Origin of the sequence: Nonomuraea sp. NPDC048881 (genome assembly GCF_040649795.1) — a bacterium.
Classification (GTDB): domain Bacteria; phylum Actinomycetota; class Actinomycetes; order Streptosporangiales; family Streptosporangiaceae; genus Nonomuraea.
The window spans coordinates 42,942-58,837 of the sequence record NZ_JBEZGC010000008.1 but is presented as its reverse complement, the minus strand read 5'-3'; the positions used below and the strand labels follow the sequence as shown (position 1 = coordinate 58,837).

At 73.3% G+C, this 15,896-nt stretch carries 12 protein-coding genes; 4 read left to right on the top strand and 8 right to left on the bottom strand.

Translation table 11 applies throughout. From position 1 onward, the window contains the following. Position 1 precedes the first annotated feature (1 nt). Together AB0C33_RS27475 and AB0C33_RS27470 are read left to right on the top strand one after the other, a co-directional pair. Entirely contained in the window at positions 2 to 733 is a 732-nt protein-coding gene (locus tag AB0C33_RS27475) for an FCD domain-containing protein (RefSeq protein WP_358292906.1), read from the top strand. Next, positions 730 to 1,635 carry a D-isomer specific 2-hydroxyacid dehydrogenase family protein gene (locus AB0C33_RS27470; RefSeq protein ID WP_358292904.1) on the top strand — a complete coding sequence of 302 codons (906 nt, stop codon included), beginning with the start codon at positions 730 to 732 and terminating at the stop codon, positions 1,633 to 1,635. The genes AB0C33_RS27475 and AB0C33_RS27470 overlap by 4 nt, the downstream gene beginning before the upstream one ends. 475 nt (positions 1,636 to 2,110) lie before the next feature. On the opposite strand, the gene AB0C33_RS27465 is transcribed toward AB0C33_RS27470, so the two are convergent. From AB0C33_RS27465 to zwf, 7 genes are all read right to left on the bottom strand, one after another. Further along, a complete protein-coding gene (locus AB0C33_RS27465) occupies positions 2,111 to 4,186 on the bottom strand; it encodes a protein kinase (protein WP_358292902.1) in 2,076 nt (691 codons plus the stop codon). Between the two features lie 120 nt (positions 4,187 to 4,306). Then, on the bottom strand, positions 4,307 to 5,443 hold the full coding sequence (locus tag AB0C33_RS27460) for a cytochrome P450 (RefSeq protein WP_358292899.1): 1,137 nt from the start codon (positions 5,441 to 5,443) through the stop codon (positions 4,307 to 4,309). Positions 5,444 to 5,655: 212 nt separating this feature from the next. After that, positions 5,656 to 6,438, bottom strand: coding sequence for an IclR family transcriptional regulator (locus tag AB0C33_RS27455; protein ID WP_358292897.1), 783 nt, complete (start codon positions 6,436 to 6,438; stop codon positions 5,656 to 5,658). 690 nt (positions 6,439 to 7,128) lie between these two features. Beyond that, on the bottom strand, positions 7,129 to 7,743 hold the full coding sequence (gene eda, locus AB0C33_RS27450; RefSeq protein ID WP_352351613.1) for a bifunctional 4-hydroxy-2-oxoglutarate aldolase/2-dehydro-3-deoxy-phosphogluconate aldolase: 615 nt from the start codon (positions 7,741 to 7,743) through the stop codon (positions 7,129 to 7,131). Positions 7,744 to 7,801: 58 nt separating this feature from the next. Then, a complete protein-coding gene (gene glk / locus AB0C33_RS27445) occupies positions 7,802 to 8,767 on the bottom strand; it encodes a glucokinase (RefSeq protein ID WP_358292894.1) in 966 nt (321 codons plus the stop codon). Between the two features lie 88 nt (positions 8,768 to 8,855). Continuing rightward, on the bottom strand, positions 8,856 to 10,808 hold the full coding sequence (gene edd / locus AB0C33_RS27440; RefSeq protein WP_358292891.1) for a phosphogluconate dehydratase: 1,953 nt from the start codon (positions 10,806 to 10,808) through the stop codon (positions 8,856 to 8,858). Further along, on the bottom strand, positions 10,805 to 12,283 hold the full coding sequence (zwf, locus tag AB0C33_RS27435; RefSeq protein WP_358009482.1) for a glucose-6-phosphate dehydrogenase: 1,479 nt from the start codon (positions 12,281 to 12,283) through the stop codon (positions 10,805 to 10,807). Before zwf ends, edd begins: the two co-directional genes overlap by 4 nt. A 140-nt stretch (positions 12,284 to 12,423) precedes the next feature. Between zwf and AB0C33_RS27430 the strand changes: the two genes are divergently transcribed. Further along, complete coding sequence (locus tag AB0C33_RS27430) at positions 12,424 to 13,635, top strand: ROK family transcriptional regulator (RefSeq protein WP_358292888.1); 1,212 nt, start codon at positions 12,424 to 12,426, stop codon at positions 13,633 to 13,635. On the opposite strand, the gene AB0C33_RS27425 is transcribed toward AB0C33_RS27430, so the two are convergent. After that, positions 13,632 to 15,206 (bottom strand): ATP-binding cassette domain-containing protein, encoded by a 1,575-nt coding sequence (locus tag AB0C33_RS27425; protein WP_358292885.1) that lies wholly within the window; start codon positions 15,204 to 15,206, stop codon positions 13,632 to 13,634. The genes AB0C33_RS27430 and AB0C33_RS27425 overlap by 4 nt on opposite strands. A 52-nt stretch (positions 15,207 to 15,258) precedes the next feature. Here AB0C33_RS27425 and AB0C33_RS27420 point away from each other — a divergent pair, with 52 nt between their 5' ends. Next, positions 15,259 to 15,885 (top strand): TetR/AcrR family transcriptional regulator C-terminal domain-containing protein, encoded by a 627-nt coding sequence (locus tag AB0C33_RS27420; RefSeq protein ID WP_358292883.1) that lies wholly within the window; start codon positions 15,259 to 15,261, stop codon positions 15,883 to 15,885. Positions 15,886 to 15,896 lie beyond the last annotated feature (11 nt).

Genomic DNA, 15,896 nt, shown 5'->3' with positions numbered 1-15,896 from the left:
CGTGGAGACACTACGAGGCCTGCACGGGCAGGTGCTCGACGCGGTCGGCAGGTCGCTGGCGGCCGGGGAGATCCGTGCGGGGCAGGTGTTGCGCCTGGAGGACGTCCAGGAGCGGTACGGGGTCTCCCGGACCGTCGCGCGCGAGGCCGTCCGCGTGCTGGAGTCGAAGCGCGTGGTCACCAGCCGTCCTCGTGTCGGGGTCACCGTACGGCCGATGAGCGCCTGGAACCTCTATGATCCCCAGGTGATCCGCTGGCGGCTGGCCTCGCCGGGGCGTGAGGCGCAGCTGCGTGAGCTGGCCGAGCTGCGCGCCGCGGTCGAGCCTGCCGCCGCCGCGCTCGCCGCGTCCAGGCCCGACCTCCGCGTGCCGGACGAGCTCGCCACCCACGCCCGTGCCATGGACGCCGCCGCTCGTGAGGGTGACAGCCAGGCCTACGTCACGGCAGACGCCGCTTTCCACCGGGTGCTGCTGACCGCGTCCCGCAACGGCATGTTCGCCCAGCTCGCCGAGGTGACCGAAGTGCTGCTCGAAGCCAGACGCGAGCTGCTGCTCCTGCCCGAACGCCTGGAGACCACCGCCATCGGACTCCACCACGAGATCGCCGAAGCGGTTGCCGCCGGGCGGGCTGCCGAGGCGGCGCAGGCCGCCGCGGACATCGTCGGACGGGCCCGCGACGAGGTCGAGCAGATCCTGGCAGACAGCCGCGAGCACGTCACGGAGGTACCCCGATGAGCGTCGCCGTCCACGTCGGCCCGGAGCCGGTCCCCATGTTGGTCGACGCCGTACGGCGGTCGGGCGGCAGCGTCGTGCCGCTGGAGGAGGCCGAGGCGATCGTCTACTACGGGCGCGGCGGCCCCGAGGAGCTGCGGTCCATGATCCATGACGGCATCCGGTGGGTGCAGCTGCCCGCGGCGGGAGTCGAGCGGTACGCCGAGGCCGGAGTGATCACTGAGGAGCCCGTCTTCACCGCCGCCACCGGCTCCTACGGTGTGCCCGTCGCCGAGCACGCGCTCGCGCTCATGCTGGCCGCGGCCCGCAACCTGCCCCGGCTGGCCAGGGCCACCGAGTGGGGGAGGAACGAGTCGAGGGAGTTCGCCGGCTCGACGGTCGCGATCATCGGCTGTGGAGGCATCGGGCGGGCGCTCATCAGGATGCTGGAGCCGTTCGGCTGTCCGGTGATCGCGGTCACCGACAGCGGCCGGGCGCCCGGTGCGCACCGGACACTGCCTCGTGCCCGTTATCGGGAGGCGCTGCCGGAGGCCGCGTACGTCGTCCTTGCCGCTGCGACCACGCCGAGCACCAAGGGCATGATCGGTGCTCCCGAGCTTGACCTGATGCGTACGGACGCCTGGCTGGTCAACATCGCCCGGGGTGCGCTCGTCGTGACCGAGGAGCTGGTGACGGCGCTGCGCGAGGGACGGATCGGTGGTGCCGCACTGGACGTCACCGACCCGGAGCCGCTGCCGTCCGGGCACCCGTTGTGGCACATGGACAACGTCCTGATCACCCCGCACACGGCGAACCCGCCGTCGTCCTACTGGCGCGGCCTGGCCGAACGTGTGGCCGCGAACGTGCGCCACTTCGCCGACGGCGCCCCGATGGAAGGGGTGGTGTCGCCGGAGCAGGGGTTCTGAGGGGGAAGAGCCCTGGGAATCATCGGAACGGGGGAGTGCCGTTGTCGCGAGCCGTGCCTTTTGTCCGTAGTCCTGCCTTCTCATCCGGAGTCCTGCCCTTTCGAGTGACGTCGCCATCACACCGCCAACAGACCATGGCCATGATGGAGAGGGCTTGGCGTGGGGCTAGCTGGTCGGTGCGAGGTGGTGAGGGGTGGCGATCCAGGGCGGCGTTTTGCCGGGATGTGAGGGTTGGTTCTCGGTTAGCCCATGGCTACTTGGGCTCTAGGGTCAGTCTGGGTCGCTGGTTAGCTCGGGGCTGCTCGGGCTCTGGGGCTTATGCCTGGGTAGCTGGTTAGCCCTGGGCTGGTTGTGTTCTGGCGTTCAGGTCTGAGTTGCTGGTTTGCCCCGGGCTACTCGGGCTCCGGGGCTTATGTCTGAGTTGCTGGTTGACCCTGAACTGGTTGTGCTCTGGCGCTTGGGTCTGAGTCGCTGGTTAGCTCAGGGCTACTCGGGCTCCGGCGCTCAGGCCTGAGTCGTGTACTTCGAGGCCCGCCGGCTCGGCGCTCTTCGGCAGGTCGAACACCAGCGTGCCGGTGAAGGACTGGCTCGGGGCGATGCGGACCGGGGTGATCTCCGTGCCGCTCTTGTCCAGGAGCTTGCTGCCGCCGTGCAGGGCCTCGTCCTCGTCGATCAGCTTCTGCTGGCCGGGGTAGAGGACGCGGGCGTCGGGGCCGACGTTGTTCACCTTCACCGTGACCTGGCAGGTGCGGCGGGAGGCGGACTTCGCTGGTTTGGGGCACTTTGTGCCGGTTACCGCGAACTTCAGCTTTCCGTCCTGTACCGGGCCCTCCTCGCCTATGGCGGGGGAGCGGAAGATCCAGGCCAGGGTGGCCAGGACCACCACGAACAGGACGATCACGATCACCAGCGCGGTCATGCAGCCGGTGAACACGCCGCGCTTGCGGCGCGGAGGCGGGTACCCGGGCAGCGGTCCCTGGCCCGTGGTGTGCGGAGGTAGGGGGGCCTGGCCGGTGGTCTGGTGGTGGGGGAGCGGGATGTTCCCGGTCCGGTCCACGGGAGGCGGCATCTGCGGCGCGCGAGGTGCCGGGGGCTCAGTGGGGGCGGGCATGGGCGGGCGAGGGCCCGTGCGTTCGGCCGGGGAGGGCATCTGCGGCGGACGCGGTCCGGTGCGCTCGGCGGGCGACGGCATGGGGGACTGCTGCCCAGGGTGCTCCATGCCCGAAGGCATGGGGGGCCGCTGCCCCATGTGCTCTGCGGGGGCGGCGGCGGGCATGGGCGGGCGGGGGCCGGTGCGTTCGGCTGGGGAGGGGGCGTGCGGTGGACGCGGGCCCGTGCGCTCGGCGGAAGGCGGCATCGCGGAGCCCGCCCCCGTGCGTTCGGGTGCGGGTGGCATCGGAACGGCGGATCCCGTGCGTTCGGCAGCGGGTGGCATGGGGGAGCGGGACCCCGTCCGGTCGGGGGACGGGGGCATCGGGGGGCGAGAACCCGACGCGGAGCGCATCGGAGGACGGGGGCCCGTGCGTTCCGCGGGAGGAAGCAGATGGGGGGAGCCCGTGCGTTCCGCAGGTGAGGGCAGGTGCGGAGGCCCCGTGCGTTCGGCGGGTGAGGGCGGGTGCGGGGGGCCGGTGCGTTCGGCGGGTGGGGGCATGTGGCCGAGGGGGCGGAACTCCGAGGGGTTCCAGGCGTTCGTCAGGTGTTCGGTGGCCGCCAGCTGGGCTGCGGGCTCGTCGGCCGCGCCGACCAGTTCCAGCAGGAGCTGTTTGGCCGCGGGCCGGCGCGCCGGGTCGGGGTGGATGGCCGCGGCGACCAGCCGGTCCAGGGGGGCGGGCAGGCCGCGCAGGTCCGGCGGCGCGGTACGGGCCCGCGCCGCCATCACGTACGCGTCCCCCTCGCCGAACGGATGTCCGCCGAGACCCGCGTACGCGATCAGCGAGCCCCAGGCGAACACGTCGCCGGCGGGGCTGGTGTGCCCCTCGAAGACCTGCTCGGGAGCGATCCAGCCGGGCGTGCCCATCACCATGCCGGCGTTCGTGTGCCGGGACTCGACGTGCGTGGAGCGCGCCAAGCCGAAGTCGATCACTCGCGGCCCGGCCAGCGTCAGCATGACGTTGGCCGGCTTGAGGTCGCGGTGGACCAGCCCCGCGGCGTGGATGGCGGTCAGTGCCGCCGCCACGCCCACGGCCGCCGAGTGCAGCACCGACGGCGGCAGCGCGCCGTGCTCGATCAGCTGGTCTTCCAGCGAGATGCCGTCGATGTACTCGGTGACCAGGTAGAGCACGCCGCGGTCCTCGCCGTGGTCGAGCACCCGCGCGGTGCAGAACGAGGCCACCTTGCGCGCGTTGGACACCTCTTCGTGGAAACGCGCCCGGTAGACCGGGTCGGCCGTGAAGTCACGCCTGATGGCCTTGAGCGCCACCTTGACCCCGTCGGCGCCCCTGGCGAGGTAGACGGTGCCCATGCCCCCCGAGCCGAGACGGCTCAACAGCTCGTAGGGGCCGATCGCCGGCGGATCCTCAGGCTTCAGCGGAGTGCCTGCCGAGCGCCCCACGGTCGCCGTCCTCTCGCCGTCGTCATCCCGTCGCAAACCGAACCGTTTCTTCCGCCGGTACGCCTTTTTCCACCCCAGACTCTAACGGAGAAGCCGCCGCCCGGTGGCGACGAAGCCCGGTCAGCTCTGGCCCGGACGCCGCTTCAGCGGGCGCATCGTCACCCGCAGGCGGGCGGCGTTGAGCGTCTGGGGCAGCGGGCGGTGCGGGGACAGCGGCCGGCCGGTCGCCTTCGGGCGGGCCGAGGCCAGGATCCCGCCCAGGAAGGCCGTGCCGACGCCCAGCATCAGGTGCACGCCGTCGCAGCGCGGCAGGGCCCACCATTCGCTGGCGGCGGTGCCGTCGAGCCAGATCTCGGGGGCGAAGGAATCGGCGTAGTGCAGGCGGGGGCTGCGCTGGTGGGGGGCGAACGGGAGGATCACGTGGGTGCCGGCGGGCACCGGGACGCCGTACCAGTCGGTCTCCTCGGTGGTGAGGCGGGACAGGGCCGGGACCGGCGGCCACAGGCGCAGGCCCTCGCGCAGGCAGGCGCGCAGGTAGTGGGGGTCGGCGCGGGCGCACTTGCGCTGGACGGGGTAGGTGGCCAGCAGGGCGAGGGTGCGCATGAGGCTGGCGGCGGTCACGCTGAAGCCGAGCAGCCAGAACGCCGCCTGCCGCAGGCCGCGCGCCTCCGGCCCGCTGGTCTCGGCGAGCAGACCGGCGAGGGTGCCGGGCTCGGCGCGGCGCAGGTGGTCGAGGATGCGGGCGTCGTAGCGGCCGGAAAGGATCTCCTGACGGCGTCTGGCCCGCCCCCTGCCTGCCCGTCTGACCTGGGCGAGCAGGGCGCTCAGCTCCTCGTCGCCGGCCGCGCCCGCGCCGTAGACGCACCGCCGCGCCACCCGCTGCCAGCACGACTCCAGCCGGGCGTAGTCGATGACGCCGTCCGTCAGCGCGGCCGCCTCCTGCCGGGCCACCTCCGCGAACGCCGGCCGCAGCACGTCGTAGGGCAGGCCGGCGGCCCGTTCGCGCACGGTGGGGACGAAGGCGGGCTCGGACAACACGCGTTCGGCGTCCCGCTGGGACAGCACCACCAGCGCCGTGCGGCGCGGGCCGCGGACGAGCACCGGACGGCCGCCGTATCGGACGTGCAGGCCGGTCAGCAGGGAGCGGGAGCGCAGCAGGTCGAGGCCGGCCGTCGCGTGCGGCGTGCCCGCCGGCAGGAGGGCGCCGGCCAGGCGCAGGGTCTCCAGCACCGTGGCCCTGTGCAGGCCTCTAGGCACGCGTGGCCTCCCCGTCTCCGGCCGGCGCCCGCGTGCCTCGGGTCGTCCGGGCCTGATCCGGCGGGGTCGCGGGCGCCTCCTTGGTGGCCGGGACGGGAAGGAAATCCATGGGGTCATGCGATCGCCCGTCCGCCGGGTGCGCAAGCGGGGGTCTCGCTGGGCGGAACGTTTTCGGGACGCGTCCCGTGGAGCGTTCCAGGGGCCGGAACACGTCAGGCCACCACCAGCGCGGCCGAGATCGCCTGCGCCGCGCCGCGTACGGTGAGGCCCAGCCGGGCCAGCGGCGCGGACGGGCCCGGCGCCGCCACCCCCACCGACATGCACACGCCGCCGCCCGGTCCGAACACCGGCGCGGCCACGCACGACACGCCCTCGGTGTACTCCTCCTGGGCGTAGGCCACGCCGTACCGGCGGACCTGGGCCAGCTCCCGCTCCAGCGTGGCCACGCCGGTGATCGTGCGGCTGGTCAGCCGCTCGAAGCCGCCCCGCCCGAGCACCTCCTCGCGCAGCCCGGTGTCGAAGGCCAGCAGCGCCTTGCCGGTCGCCGTGCAGTGCAGCGGCGCCAGGTCGGTGCCGTCGGAGCGGGACCGGACGCGGTCGTGGCCGTACAGGCGCTCGACGTAGCGGGCCTCCAGGCCGGCGGTCACGGCCAGGTTGACGGTCTGGCGGGTGGTCTCCTGCAGGCAGAGCAGGTACGGCAGGACCACCCGCCGCGACCCGGGGATGCGGTTGCGGGCGATGCCGGCCATCGTCTCCAGCTGCCGGCCGGGCAGGTAGCCGGTGCCCACCCGCCGGGCCAGCTCGCGCGCGCACAACACGCCCAGGATCCGGTGGGCCGTGGACTTGGGCAGGCCCGTGCTCCGGCTGAGCTGGGCCAGGCTGACCGGCCGGTGCGCGGCGCTCAGCGCCAGGAGGATGTCGATGCCCCGCTCCAGGCTCCCGATCGGCGTCACCGGGCGCGTGAGGTGTTCCTGACGGGCCGTTTCCAGCGGCATGGTGCTCCCTTTCGCTCTCCGAGGAGCGGATGGGGCTTCCCGGGGCTACGGCTTGGCATTCCTTGCCCTACCCCGCCGTCACACGTCCGAATACCGGTTCGGCGCAGGCTGATGATCTCCGAGTGCCCGGAAAGGGCCAGTTCGGCGGGAGTTTTGGGAGAAAGATCCAGAGTTGCGGCATATGCGCCCACCGGCCGCGCGCCGTCGTTGACGCGTGCCTGTGCTCCCGGTGCATCGGCGGGACGGACCGCCGGTGCGAGCGCCCGGCAGTGTGCAGCGCCTACGTGCAGCGGGGCGGCGGGAAGGCGGGGCGGCGGGAAGGCGGGGCGGCGGGAAGGCGGGGCATTCTGTGGCGACGCCGCCCCGGCTGCGACGCCTGCTGGACGCGGTCGGCCGGAGGCGCTGAGATCGCCCGCCGCACCTGCGTGGAAGGCGTCGAGGAGTGCGCGTACTGCCGGTACGGGTGGAGCGTCACCGCCCAGGGCGACGCGTGCCCGCACGCGGTCGCCGTCCACGAGGACCGCCGCACGCGATCACCCGTCCAGAAGGGCCGCAACACGCGATCACCGACCACGGGGGCCGCAACACGCGCGCGCCCGTTCCCGAGTGAGAGAAGGCGCGGCGACGCCAAGGCCCGTCGCCCGGGAACGAGCGCAGGAAAGCACAGGGCCGCCGTGGCGGTCTTGGAAGCTACCGGGGCAGTGCCGCTGCGGCGGCGGCGAGCTTCTCCACGCGGGCCCAGTCGCCTGCGGCCAGCGCGTCGGCGGGGGTGAGCCAGCTGCCGCCCACGCAGCCCACGTTCGGCAGCCGCAGGTAGTCGGCGGCGCTCTCGGCCCGGATCCCGCCGGTCGGGCAGAAACGCACGTCCGGCAGCGGCCCGGCCAGCGACTTCAGGTACGCGACGCCGCCCGCCGCCTCGGCCGGGAAGAACTTCAGCTCCTTGATGCCGCGCTCGGCCAGCGCCATCACCTCCGAGACGGTCGCCGCGCCCGGCAGGTACGGCACGCCGCTGGACTCCAGGGCCTCCACCAGCGACAACGTCGTGCCCGGCGAGACCAGGAACCGGGAACCGGCCGCCACGGCCGCCGAGATGTCGGCGGTGGTGCGGATCGTGCCCGCGCCGACCGTGGCCCCCGGCACCTCAGCGGCGATCCGCTCGATCGCTCCGAGCGCGGCCGGCGTGCGCAGCGTCACCTCGATGACGGGCAGCCCGCCCGCCACGAGAGCCTCGGCCATCGGCACGGCGGTCGCCACGTCGTCGATCACCACGACGGGGATCACGGGGGCGAGGTCGAGCAAGCTCATCAGAGTCTTCTCCTCATCGGCCGGGGTCACGGCCGTCTAGTGGTGATCAGGGTGGGCCTCAGCCCACGAGTTCGGTGGTGGCCCGCGCGCGCAGCCAGGCGGCCGCGCCGGTGAGCGCCGGCTGGGGCGCGACGATCAGCGTGGTGGCGATCGCCTCCAGGTATCCGGGCATGTCGGGGTTGCCGACGAACCGGGCACGGAAACCGCTGGTCCGCACCCGTTCCACGATACGGGGCAGCACTCCGCCGCCCAGGTAGACCCCACCTCTGGCGCCCAGGGTGAGCGCCACGTTCCCGGCGAAGCTGCCCAGCATCTCGCAGAACACCTCGACGGTCTCCGCGCAGAGCGAGTCGTCGAGCCGGGCCACGATGTCGGAGGCGTTCAGGTCGGGCGCGGTCACGCCGTTGACCTTGGCCAGCGCCCGGTGCAGGCGTACCAGGCCGGGGCCGGACAGCAGGTGCTCGGCCACGACGTGCGGCAGCCCCTCGGCCTGCAGCACCCGGACGATCTCCAGCTCGCGCCGGTCGATCACCGGCACCGTGACGTGCCCGCCCTCGCCCGGGACGGGCGTCCAGCCCCGGTCCGTGGGCACGAGCCCGCCGACGCCGAGCCCGGTCCCGGGGCCCAGCACGGCCTTGACGCCGTGGGAGGGCTCGGGGCCGCCCAGGGACACCAGGTCGGGGCCCTCCAGGTGGGGCAGCGACACGGCCAGGGCCTCGAAGTCGTTGAGCAGCACCGCGTACGGGATGCCCAGGTCGCGTACGGACCCGGCCCACGCCGAGTTGGTCAGCCGGTAGCGGTCGCCGTCGATCGGCCCGGCCAGCGCCAGGCACGCCGCACCCGGCCGCGCCCCGCCCGCGTGCTCGGCGAGATAGGCGTCGACGGCGTCGGGCAGCGTGGGGTAGGCGGAGCCGGCCAGCACCGCGACGTTCGACGGCCGGGCCTGCGGCGAGGTGACCAGGCCGAACCGGGCGTTGGTCCCCCCGATGTCGGCGACCAGCCAGGGAAGGTCAAAGGCACTCATCCCACACCTCCGATGCTCACGCCTCCGATGCCCACGACGACGGGGCCGAGATCGCACGCCGTCGTCACCGGAAGGATGCCACGGACGCTCACCGGCCCAGCCCGGCGGCCCGCGTGCCCACGGGCGCGCCGCTCTCCAGGTGCGAGGCGCCCGCCTCGGCGGGGAAGCCCAGCCCGGGGCCGTGGTGCGGCGACTCGGCGCCGCTCACCCCGAAGATCCCGGCGCCCTGCTCGGCGTGCCCGGCCATGCGGCGGAACGTGGCGAACAGCTCGCGTCCCGTGCCGACCCACTCCGCGTCGCTCAGCGGCCGGCCCTCGGGCGTGCGCCGGGCCAGCTCCTCGGCGGGCACCAGCAGCTCCAGCGTCCCGGCGGCCGAGTCGAGCCTGATCACGTCGCCCTCGCGGACGATCGCGATCGGCCCGCCGTCGGCGGCCTCGGGCGACAGGTGGATGGCCGCGGGAACCTTGCCCGACGCGCCCGACATGCGGCCGTCGGTGACGATCGCCACCCGCTGCCCGCGGTCGAGCAGCACCGCCATCGGCGGCGTGAGCTTGTGCAGCTCGGGCATGCCGTTGGCGCTGGGGCCCTGGTAGCGGATGACGGCCACGAAGTCCTGCCCGTCCAGCTCGCCGGCCTCGAAGGCGCGCAGCAGGTCGAGCTGGTCGTCGAACACCTTGGCCGGGGCCTCGATCACCAGGTGCTCGGGCTTGACCGCCGACACCTTGCTGACGGCCCGGCCGAGGTTGCCCTCGACCATGTGGATCCCGCCGTCGGCCGAGAACGGCTCGGCGACCGGGCGCAGCACGTCGCGGTCCTTGCTGCCGCCCGTGACCGGCTCCCAGACCAGCTCGCCGTCCACCAGCGAGGGCGCCTCGCGGTAGCGGTCGAGGCCGGGGCCGGCGACGGTCAGCACGTCGCCGTGGAGCAGGCCCTCGTCCAGCAGGTCGCCGATGAGCACCTGCATGCCGCCGGCGTCGCGGAAGTGGTTCACGTCCGCCTGGCCGTTGGGGTAGATCTTGGTCAGCGACGGCACGACGCGCGACAGGCAGGCCAGGTCGTCCCAGGTCAGCACGATGCCCGCGGCGGCGGCCATGGCGACCAGGTGCAGCGTGTGGTTGGTGGAGCCGCCGGTGGCCAGCAGCGCCACGCAGGCGTTCACGATCGACTTCTCGTCCACCAGCTCGCCGATCGGCGTGTACTCCGGGCCGTGGGCGGTGATCTCCACCGCGCGGCGGCCGGCCGCCTCGGTCAGGGCGTGCCGCAGCTCGGTGTGCGGGTTGACGAACGTCGAGCCGGGCAGGTGCAGGCCCATGACCTCCATCAGCGCCTGGTTGGAGTTGGCGGTGCCGTAGAAGGTGCAGGTGCCGGGGGAGTGGTAGGACTTGGCCTCGGCGTCCAGCAGCTCCACCCGTCCGACCTTGCCCTCGGCGAAGAGCTGGCGGGTGCGCGCCTTGACCTTGTTCGGCAGGCCGGAGGTCATCGGCCCGGCCGGCACGAAGATCGCCGGCAGGTGCCCGAAGTGCAGCGCACCGATGAACAGGCCAGGCACGATCTTGTCGCAGACGCCCAGCAGCAGCGACGAGTCGAACATGTCGTGCGACAGCGCGATGGCGGCCGCCATGGCGATCACGTCGCGGCTGTAGAGGGACAGCTCCATGCCGGCGCGGCCCTGCGTGATGCCGTCGCACATCGCGGGCACGCCGCCGGCGACCTGCGCCACGCCGCCCGCCCTGCGCACCGCCGCCTTCAGCTCGGGCGGGTAGGTCTCGTACGGCTGGTGAGCGGAGAGCATGTCGTTGTAGCTGGTGACGATCGCCACGCCGGGCTTTGCGGCGCTCCCGGCACCGCGCAAGATCAGCTTGTCCTCGTCGGAGGCGGCGGCGAAGCCGTGCGCCAGGTTCGCGCAGCCCAGGTGGGCGCGCGCCGGGCCCTTGGCCCGCGCCGCCTCGCCGTCGCGCCGGATCCGCGCCAGGTAGGCGGTACGGCTGGCCGCGCTGCGCTCGGCGATCCGATCGGTGATCTCCTGGATGACGGAATTCACAGGTCTTCCTCCTCGTGCCAGGCGCGACCGCTGCGGCCGAGCAGTTCGTGGGCCCCGGCGGGGCCGGTGGTTCCTGCGGGGTAGGGCTCGGGCAGGTCGGCGGAGGACTCCCAGGCCGCCAGGATCGGATCGATCCAGCGCCAGGCCGCCTCCACCTCGTCACGCCGCATGAACAGCGTCGGGTTGCCCGCCAGCACGTCGGTCAGCAGCCGCTCGTAGGCCTCCGGCACCCGGGCGGTGAACGTCTTGCCGAAGCTGAGCGACAGCGGCACCGGCTTCAGCGTCACCTCGCCCGCGCCCGGCTCCTTGGCCATGATGTGCAGCTCGATGCCCTCCTCGGGCTGCAGCCGCAGCACCAGGCGGTTCGGCGTGCCGCCGGGGAAGATGGAGTGCGGCACGTCCTTGAACTGCACCACGATCTCCGACCGCCGGTACGGCATGCGCTTGCCGGTCCGCAGGTAGAACGGCACCCCCGCCCAGCGCCAGTTCTTGATCTCGGCCCGGATCGCGGTGAACGTCTCCACCCGCCGCGAGGCCTCGGTCGTCGGCGTGGAGGCGGGCTCGTCCAGGTAGGACGGCATGCCGCCGGCCTCGGTGTACTGGCCGCGCACGGTGAACCGGTCCACCTCGGTCCCCACGATCGGCCGCAGCGACTGCAGCACCTTGACCTTCTCGTCCCGGATGGACTCGCGGTCGTTGCGCGACGGCGGCTCCATCGCGGTCAGCGTGAGCAGCTGGAGCAGGTGGTTCTGCACCATGTCGCGCAGCGCGCCCGCGTGGTCGTAGTAGCCGCGCCGTCCCGGCGTGCCGACGGTCTCGGCGGCGGTGATCTGGACGTGGTCGATCCACAACGAGTTCCAGATCGGCTCCAGGAAGGCGTTGGCGAAGCGCAGCACCAGCAGGTTCTGCACCGTCTCCTTGCCCAGATAGTGGTCGATGCGGAAGATCTGGCGCTCGTCGAAGATGGCGCCGACCTCGTCGTTGATCCGCTGGGCGCTGGGCAGGTCGCGGCCGAGCGGCTTCTCCAGCACCACCCGCGACAGCGGGGTGACCAGGCCGGCCTCCTCCAGCTCGCGGCAGAAGGGGCCGAACGTCATCGGCGGGCTGGCCAGGTAGAACACCCGGTCGCGCTGCTCGTGACCGGCCAGCAGCCTGGTCAGCGCGCCCCAGCCCGACTTGTCCTCGCCGCCGACGTCCACCGAGACGTGGTGCAGGCGGCCCAGGAAGCGCTGCCAGACGGCGGGGTCGTCCACGGGGACCTGGTCGCGTACCTCGGCGTCCACCTTGCCGCGGAAGTCGGCATCGGTCAGCCCGCCCCGGGACATGGCGATGACGCGGGTCTCGGGGGACAGCCGGCCGTCCCTGTCGCTGTGGTAGAGCGCCGGGATCAGCTTGCGCATGGACAGGTCGCCGGTGCCGCCGAAGACGACGAGATCGGCGGTATGAGCGGGGCTGGCGGTCGAGAGGGGGGACAAGGCGAAGCTCCGTTGATCTACCAAGCAAGGACAGAACGGACACTAACGAGAGTTTGGGTCGTGCACAAGCAGGGTTTTGGTGTCTGAGATGAAAAAGTCTTCACTTTTCATTACCGAAGCCCATGTGATTCACTTGGCCGATGCCTCGACGTACCGCCGCGACCCTCGCCACGAGTGGCGAGGTGCTCCGCCTCATCCGCACGGGTGAGGCCGTCACGCGCGCCGACCTCGGCCGCGTGACCGGTCTGTCGCGCCCGGCGGTGCAACTGCGCGTCGGCGAGCTGCTCGACCGCGGCCTGGTCGTCGAGCGCACCGACGCCCCCTCGACCGGCGGGCGGCCGCCGGTCCGGCTGGAGTTCAACGCCGGGGGCGGCGTCGTCCTGGTCGCCGCGCTGGGCGCGAGCCGCACCCGGGTCGCGATCTGCGACCTGGCCGGGCGCGAGCTGGCCGGCCGCGACTTCTTCATCGACGTCGAGCAGGGCCCCGACGTCGTGCTCCCGCTGCTCATGGACACCTGGGACGAGCTGCTCGGCGACCGCCCCGGCTCCTGCGTCAGGGGCGTCGGCATGGGCGTGCCAGCCACCGTCGAGTTCGCCCAGGGCCGCACCGAGAGCGCCCGGGTGATGGCCTCCTGGACCGGCGTGGTCATCCCGCCGATCATCCGCGAGCGGTTCCCCGTGCCGGTGCTCGTCGACAACGACGTCAACGTGCTGGCCATCGGCGAGCACCGCGGCGCCTACCCCGACCTCGGCGACCTGATGTTCGTGAAGGTCTCCACCCGCATCGGCGCGGGCGTGATCGCCGGCGGCGAGATCCTGCGCGGCGCGCTCGGCGCGGCCGGCGAGATCGGCCACATCCCCGTGCTCGACGGCGGCGGCGTGTTGTGCCGCTGCGGCAACACCGACTGCGTCGACTCCGTCGCCAGCGGCACCGCGCTGCTGCGCGACCTGCGCGAGGCGGGCAAGGACGTCGGCACCATCGCCGACGTGACCGCGCTGGTGCGCGCGGGCGACGCCGAGACGATGGCCATCGTGCGCACGGCCGGCCGCCGCATCGGCGAGGTGCTGGCCGGGGCGGTCAACATCCTCAACCCCTCGGTCGTGGTGCTCGGCGGCGACATGGCCGAGGCGTTCGGCCCGCTGGTGTCGAGCATCCGCGAGGTCGTCTACCGCCGCTCCACCGCCCTGGCCACCCGGCGGCTGCGCATCGAGCCGAGCCGGCTCGGCGCGGGCGCGGGCATCAGCGGCTGCGCGGTGATGGTGCTCGACCACGTGCTCTCGCCCGAGGCGGTCGACGAAACGATGACCGTCTCGACGCTGCGCCGCGAGCGCGGCCTGGCCGGCGCCGGCTAGAGGTCCCAGCGAGGTTCGGGGCTCTCCCGCACCACGCCGTCCGCGCCGAAGATCAGGTGGCGGTCCAGGTCGTCGGCGAACCAGCGGTCGTGCGTGACCGCCAGCACCGTTCCCGCGAAGCCGTTCAGGCCCTCCTGCAACGCCTGCGCGCTGGCCAGGTCGAGATTGTCGGTCGGCTCGTCGAGCAGCAGCAGCGTCGCCCCCGACAGCTCCAGCAGCAGGATCTGCAGCCGCGCCTGCTGGCCGCCGGACAACGTCTCGAACCGCTGCCCGCCGGCCGGCGCCAGCTCGTAGCGGGCCAGCGCGGCCATGGCGTCGTTCCTGGTCAGCGCGAACGTCTCCGTCACCAGCTCGCCGATGGGCCGTCCGTGCAGGTCGGGCCGCAGGTGGGTCTGCGCGAAGTGGCCGGGGACGACGCGGGCGCCCAGCCGGGCCACGCCGGTGTGCGCGACGGGCTCGCCGGCCAGCAGGCGCAGGAAGTGGCTCTTGCCGGTGCCGTTCAGGCCGAGCACGCCGACCCGCTCGCCGTAGGCCACCTCGGCCGAGAACGGCCGCACCAGCCCGGTCAGCTCCAGGTTCTCGCACGTCACGGCCCGTTTCCCGGTACGCCCGCCGCGCAGCCGCATCCGTACGTTCTGCTCCTTCGGCGGCCGGCTCGGTGGCCCCGCCCGCTCGAAGCGCTCCAGCCGGGACACCGCCGACCGGTAGGCCCCCGCCAGCGCGTCGTTGTTCGCCGACCGCTGCCGCAGCACGTGCACCAGCCGGCGCAGCCGGGCCCGCTCGTCCTCCCAGCGCCGCCGCCGCTCCTCCAGGCGCTCGCCACGCCGCCTGCGGGCCTCGGCGTAACCGGCGAAGCCGCCGCCGTGCACCCACACCTCGCGGCCCTCGACGGTGACGATGCGGTCGGCCGCCTCGGCCAGCAGCCGCCGGTCGTGCGAGACCAGCAGCACGGTCTTGGCCGAGCTCCGGACCGCCCGCTCCAGCCACTGCTTGGCCGGCACGTCGAGGTAGTTGTCCGGCTCGTCGAGCAGCAGGATCTCGTCGGGGCCGCGCAGCAGCGCCGCCAGCATGAGCCGCTTCTGCTCGCCGCCGGACAGCGTGGCCAGGCTCCGGCCGGCGACCTGCTCGTACGGCAGCCCGAGCGCCTCGGTCGCGCACGCGTCCCACACCACCTCCAGCTCGTAGCCGCCCGCGTCGGCGTAGTCGGCGACGGCCTGGGCGTAGGCGAGCTGCCGGGGCTCGTCGTCGCGCAGCCCGATCGCGGCCTCGGCGCGGGCCAGCTCGGCGGCGGCCGCCCGGACCCGCGCGGGCGCGACGCCCAGCAGCAGGTCGCGCACGCTGCCGGTGCCGAGGAACTGCCGCATCACCCCGACGCCGCCGCCGGTGGTGACGCGCCCGTCGTCGGGCCGCAGGTCGCCCGCGATCAGCCGGAGCAGCGTCGTCTTGCCCGCGCCGTTGGGGCCGACCAGCGCCGCCTTGGCGCCGTCGCCCACCTTGAACGACGCCTCCAGCAGCAGCGGACGCCCGTCCGGCAGCAGGTACGTCAAGCCGCTCACCTCGATATGACCCATGTTCCATTACTAGACCATCGATCCGGTTCGCGTACACCGTATTATCCGTCGGATGGACAACGTTTGGGTTCGCCCCCGCAAGGACGCCAAGCCGAGGCTGACGCTCGACCGGATCGTCACCGAGGCCGTCGCGCTGCTCGACGAGGAGGGCGTGGCCGGGTTGACCATGCGCCGCCTGGCCGAACGCCTCGACACGGGCTCGACCACCCTCTACTGGCACGTCCGGACCAAGGAGGACGTCCTGGACCTGGCGCTCGACGCCGTCTTCGGCGAGGTGCCCCTCCCCGGCGGGCACGACGACTGGCGGGCCGCCGCGCGCGACCTCATGGACGGCTGGCGCGCCGCCCTGCTGCGCCACCCCTGGTCGGCCACCATCCTCGACCGCCCGCTCATGGGCCCCCACGCCCTGGAGCGCACCGAGTTCCTCTACCGCACCCTGTCCGGGGCCGGCCTGGACGGCCCGCAGGCCGCCTACAGCCTGTCCAACTACGTCATGGGCTCGGTCATCATGCAGGTCACCTGGCAGCGCCGCGACCGGCTCGACACCGACGCGTTCCTGCGCGAGCGGGCCGCCAGCTACCCGGCGCTGGCCCAGCACGGTCTCGGCCACGACTGGGACGCCACCTTCGCCACGGGCCTCGGCTACCTGCTGCGCGGCATGACGCACGACGCCGGCTGAACCGCCCGCAC

Bases quoted from the DNA above. Each gene is read 5' to 3' on its own strand.
- AB0C33_RS27470 (WP_358292904.1), top strand. From the start codon at position 730: ATGAGCGTCGCCGTCCACGTCGGCCCGGAGCCGGTCCCCATGTTGGTC.
- AB0C33_RS27455 (WP_358292897.1), bottom strand. From the start codon at position 6,438: ATGCCGCTGGAAACGGCCCGTCAGGAACACCTCACGCGCCCGGTGACG.
- eda (WP_352351613.1), bottom strand. From the start codon at position 7,743: ATGAGCTTGCTCGACCTCGCCCCCGTGATCCCCGTCGTGGTGATCGAC.
- glk (WP_358292894.1), bottom strand. From the start codon at position 8,767: ATGAGTGCCTTTGACCTTCCCTGGCTGGTCGCCGACATCGGGGGGACC.
- AB0C33_RS27430 (WP_358292888.1), top strand. From the start codon at position 12,424: ATGCCTCGACGTACCGCCGCGACCCTCGCCACGAGTGGCGAGGTGCTC.
- AB0C33_RS27425 (WP_358292885.1), bottom strand. From the start codon at position 15,206: ATGGGTCATATCGAGGTGAGCGGCTTGACGTACCTGCTGCCGGACGGG.
- AB0C33_RS27420 (WP_358292883.1), top strand. From the start codon at position 15,259: ATGGACAACGTTTGGGTTCGCCCCCGCAAGGACGCCAAGCCGAGGCTG.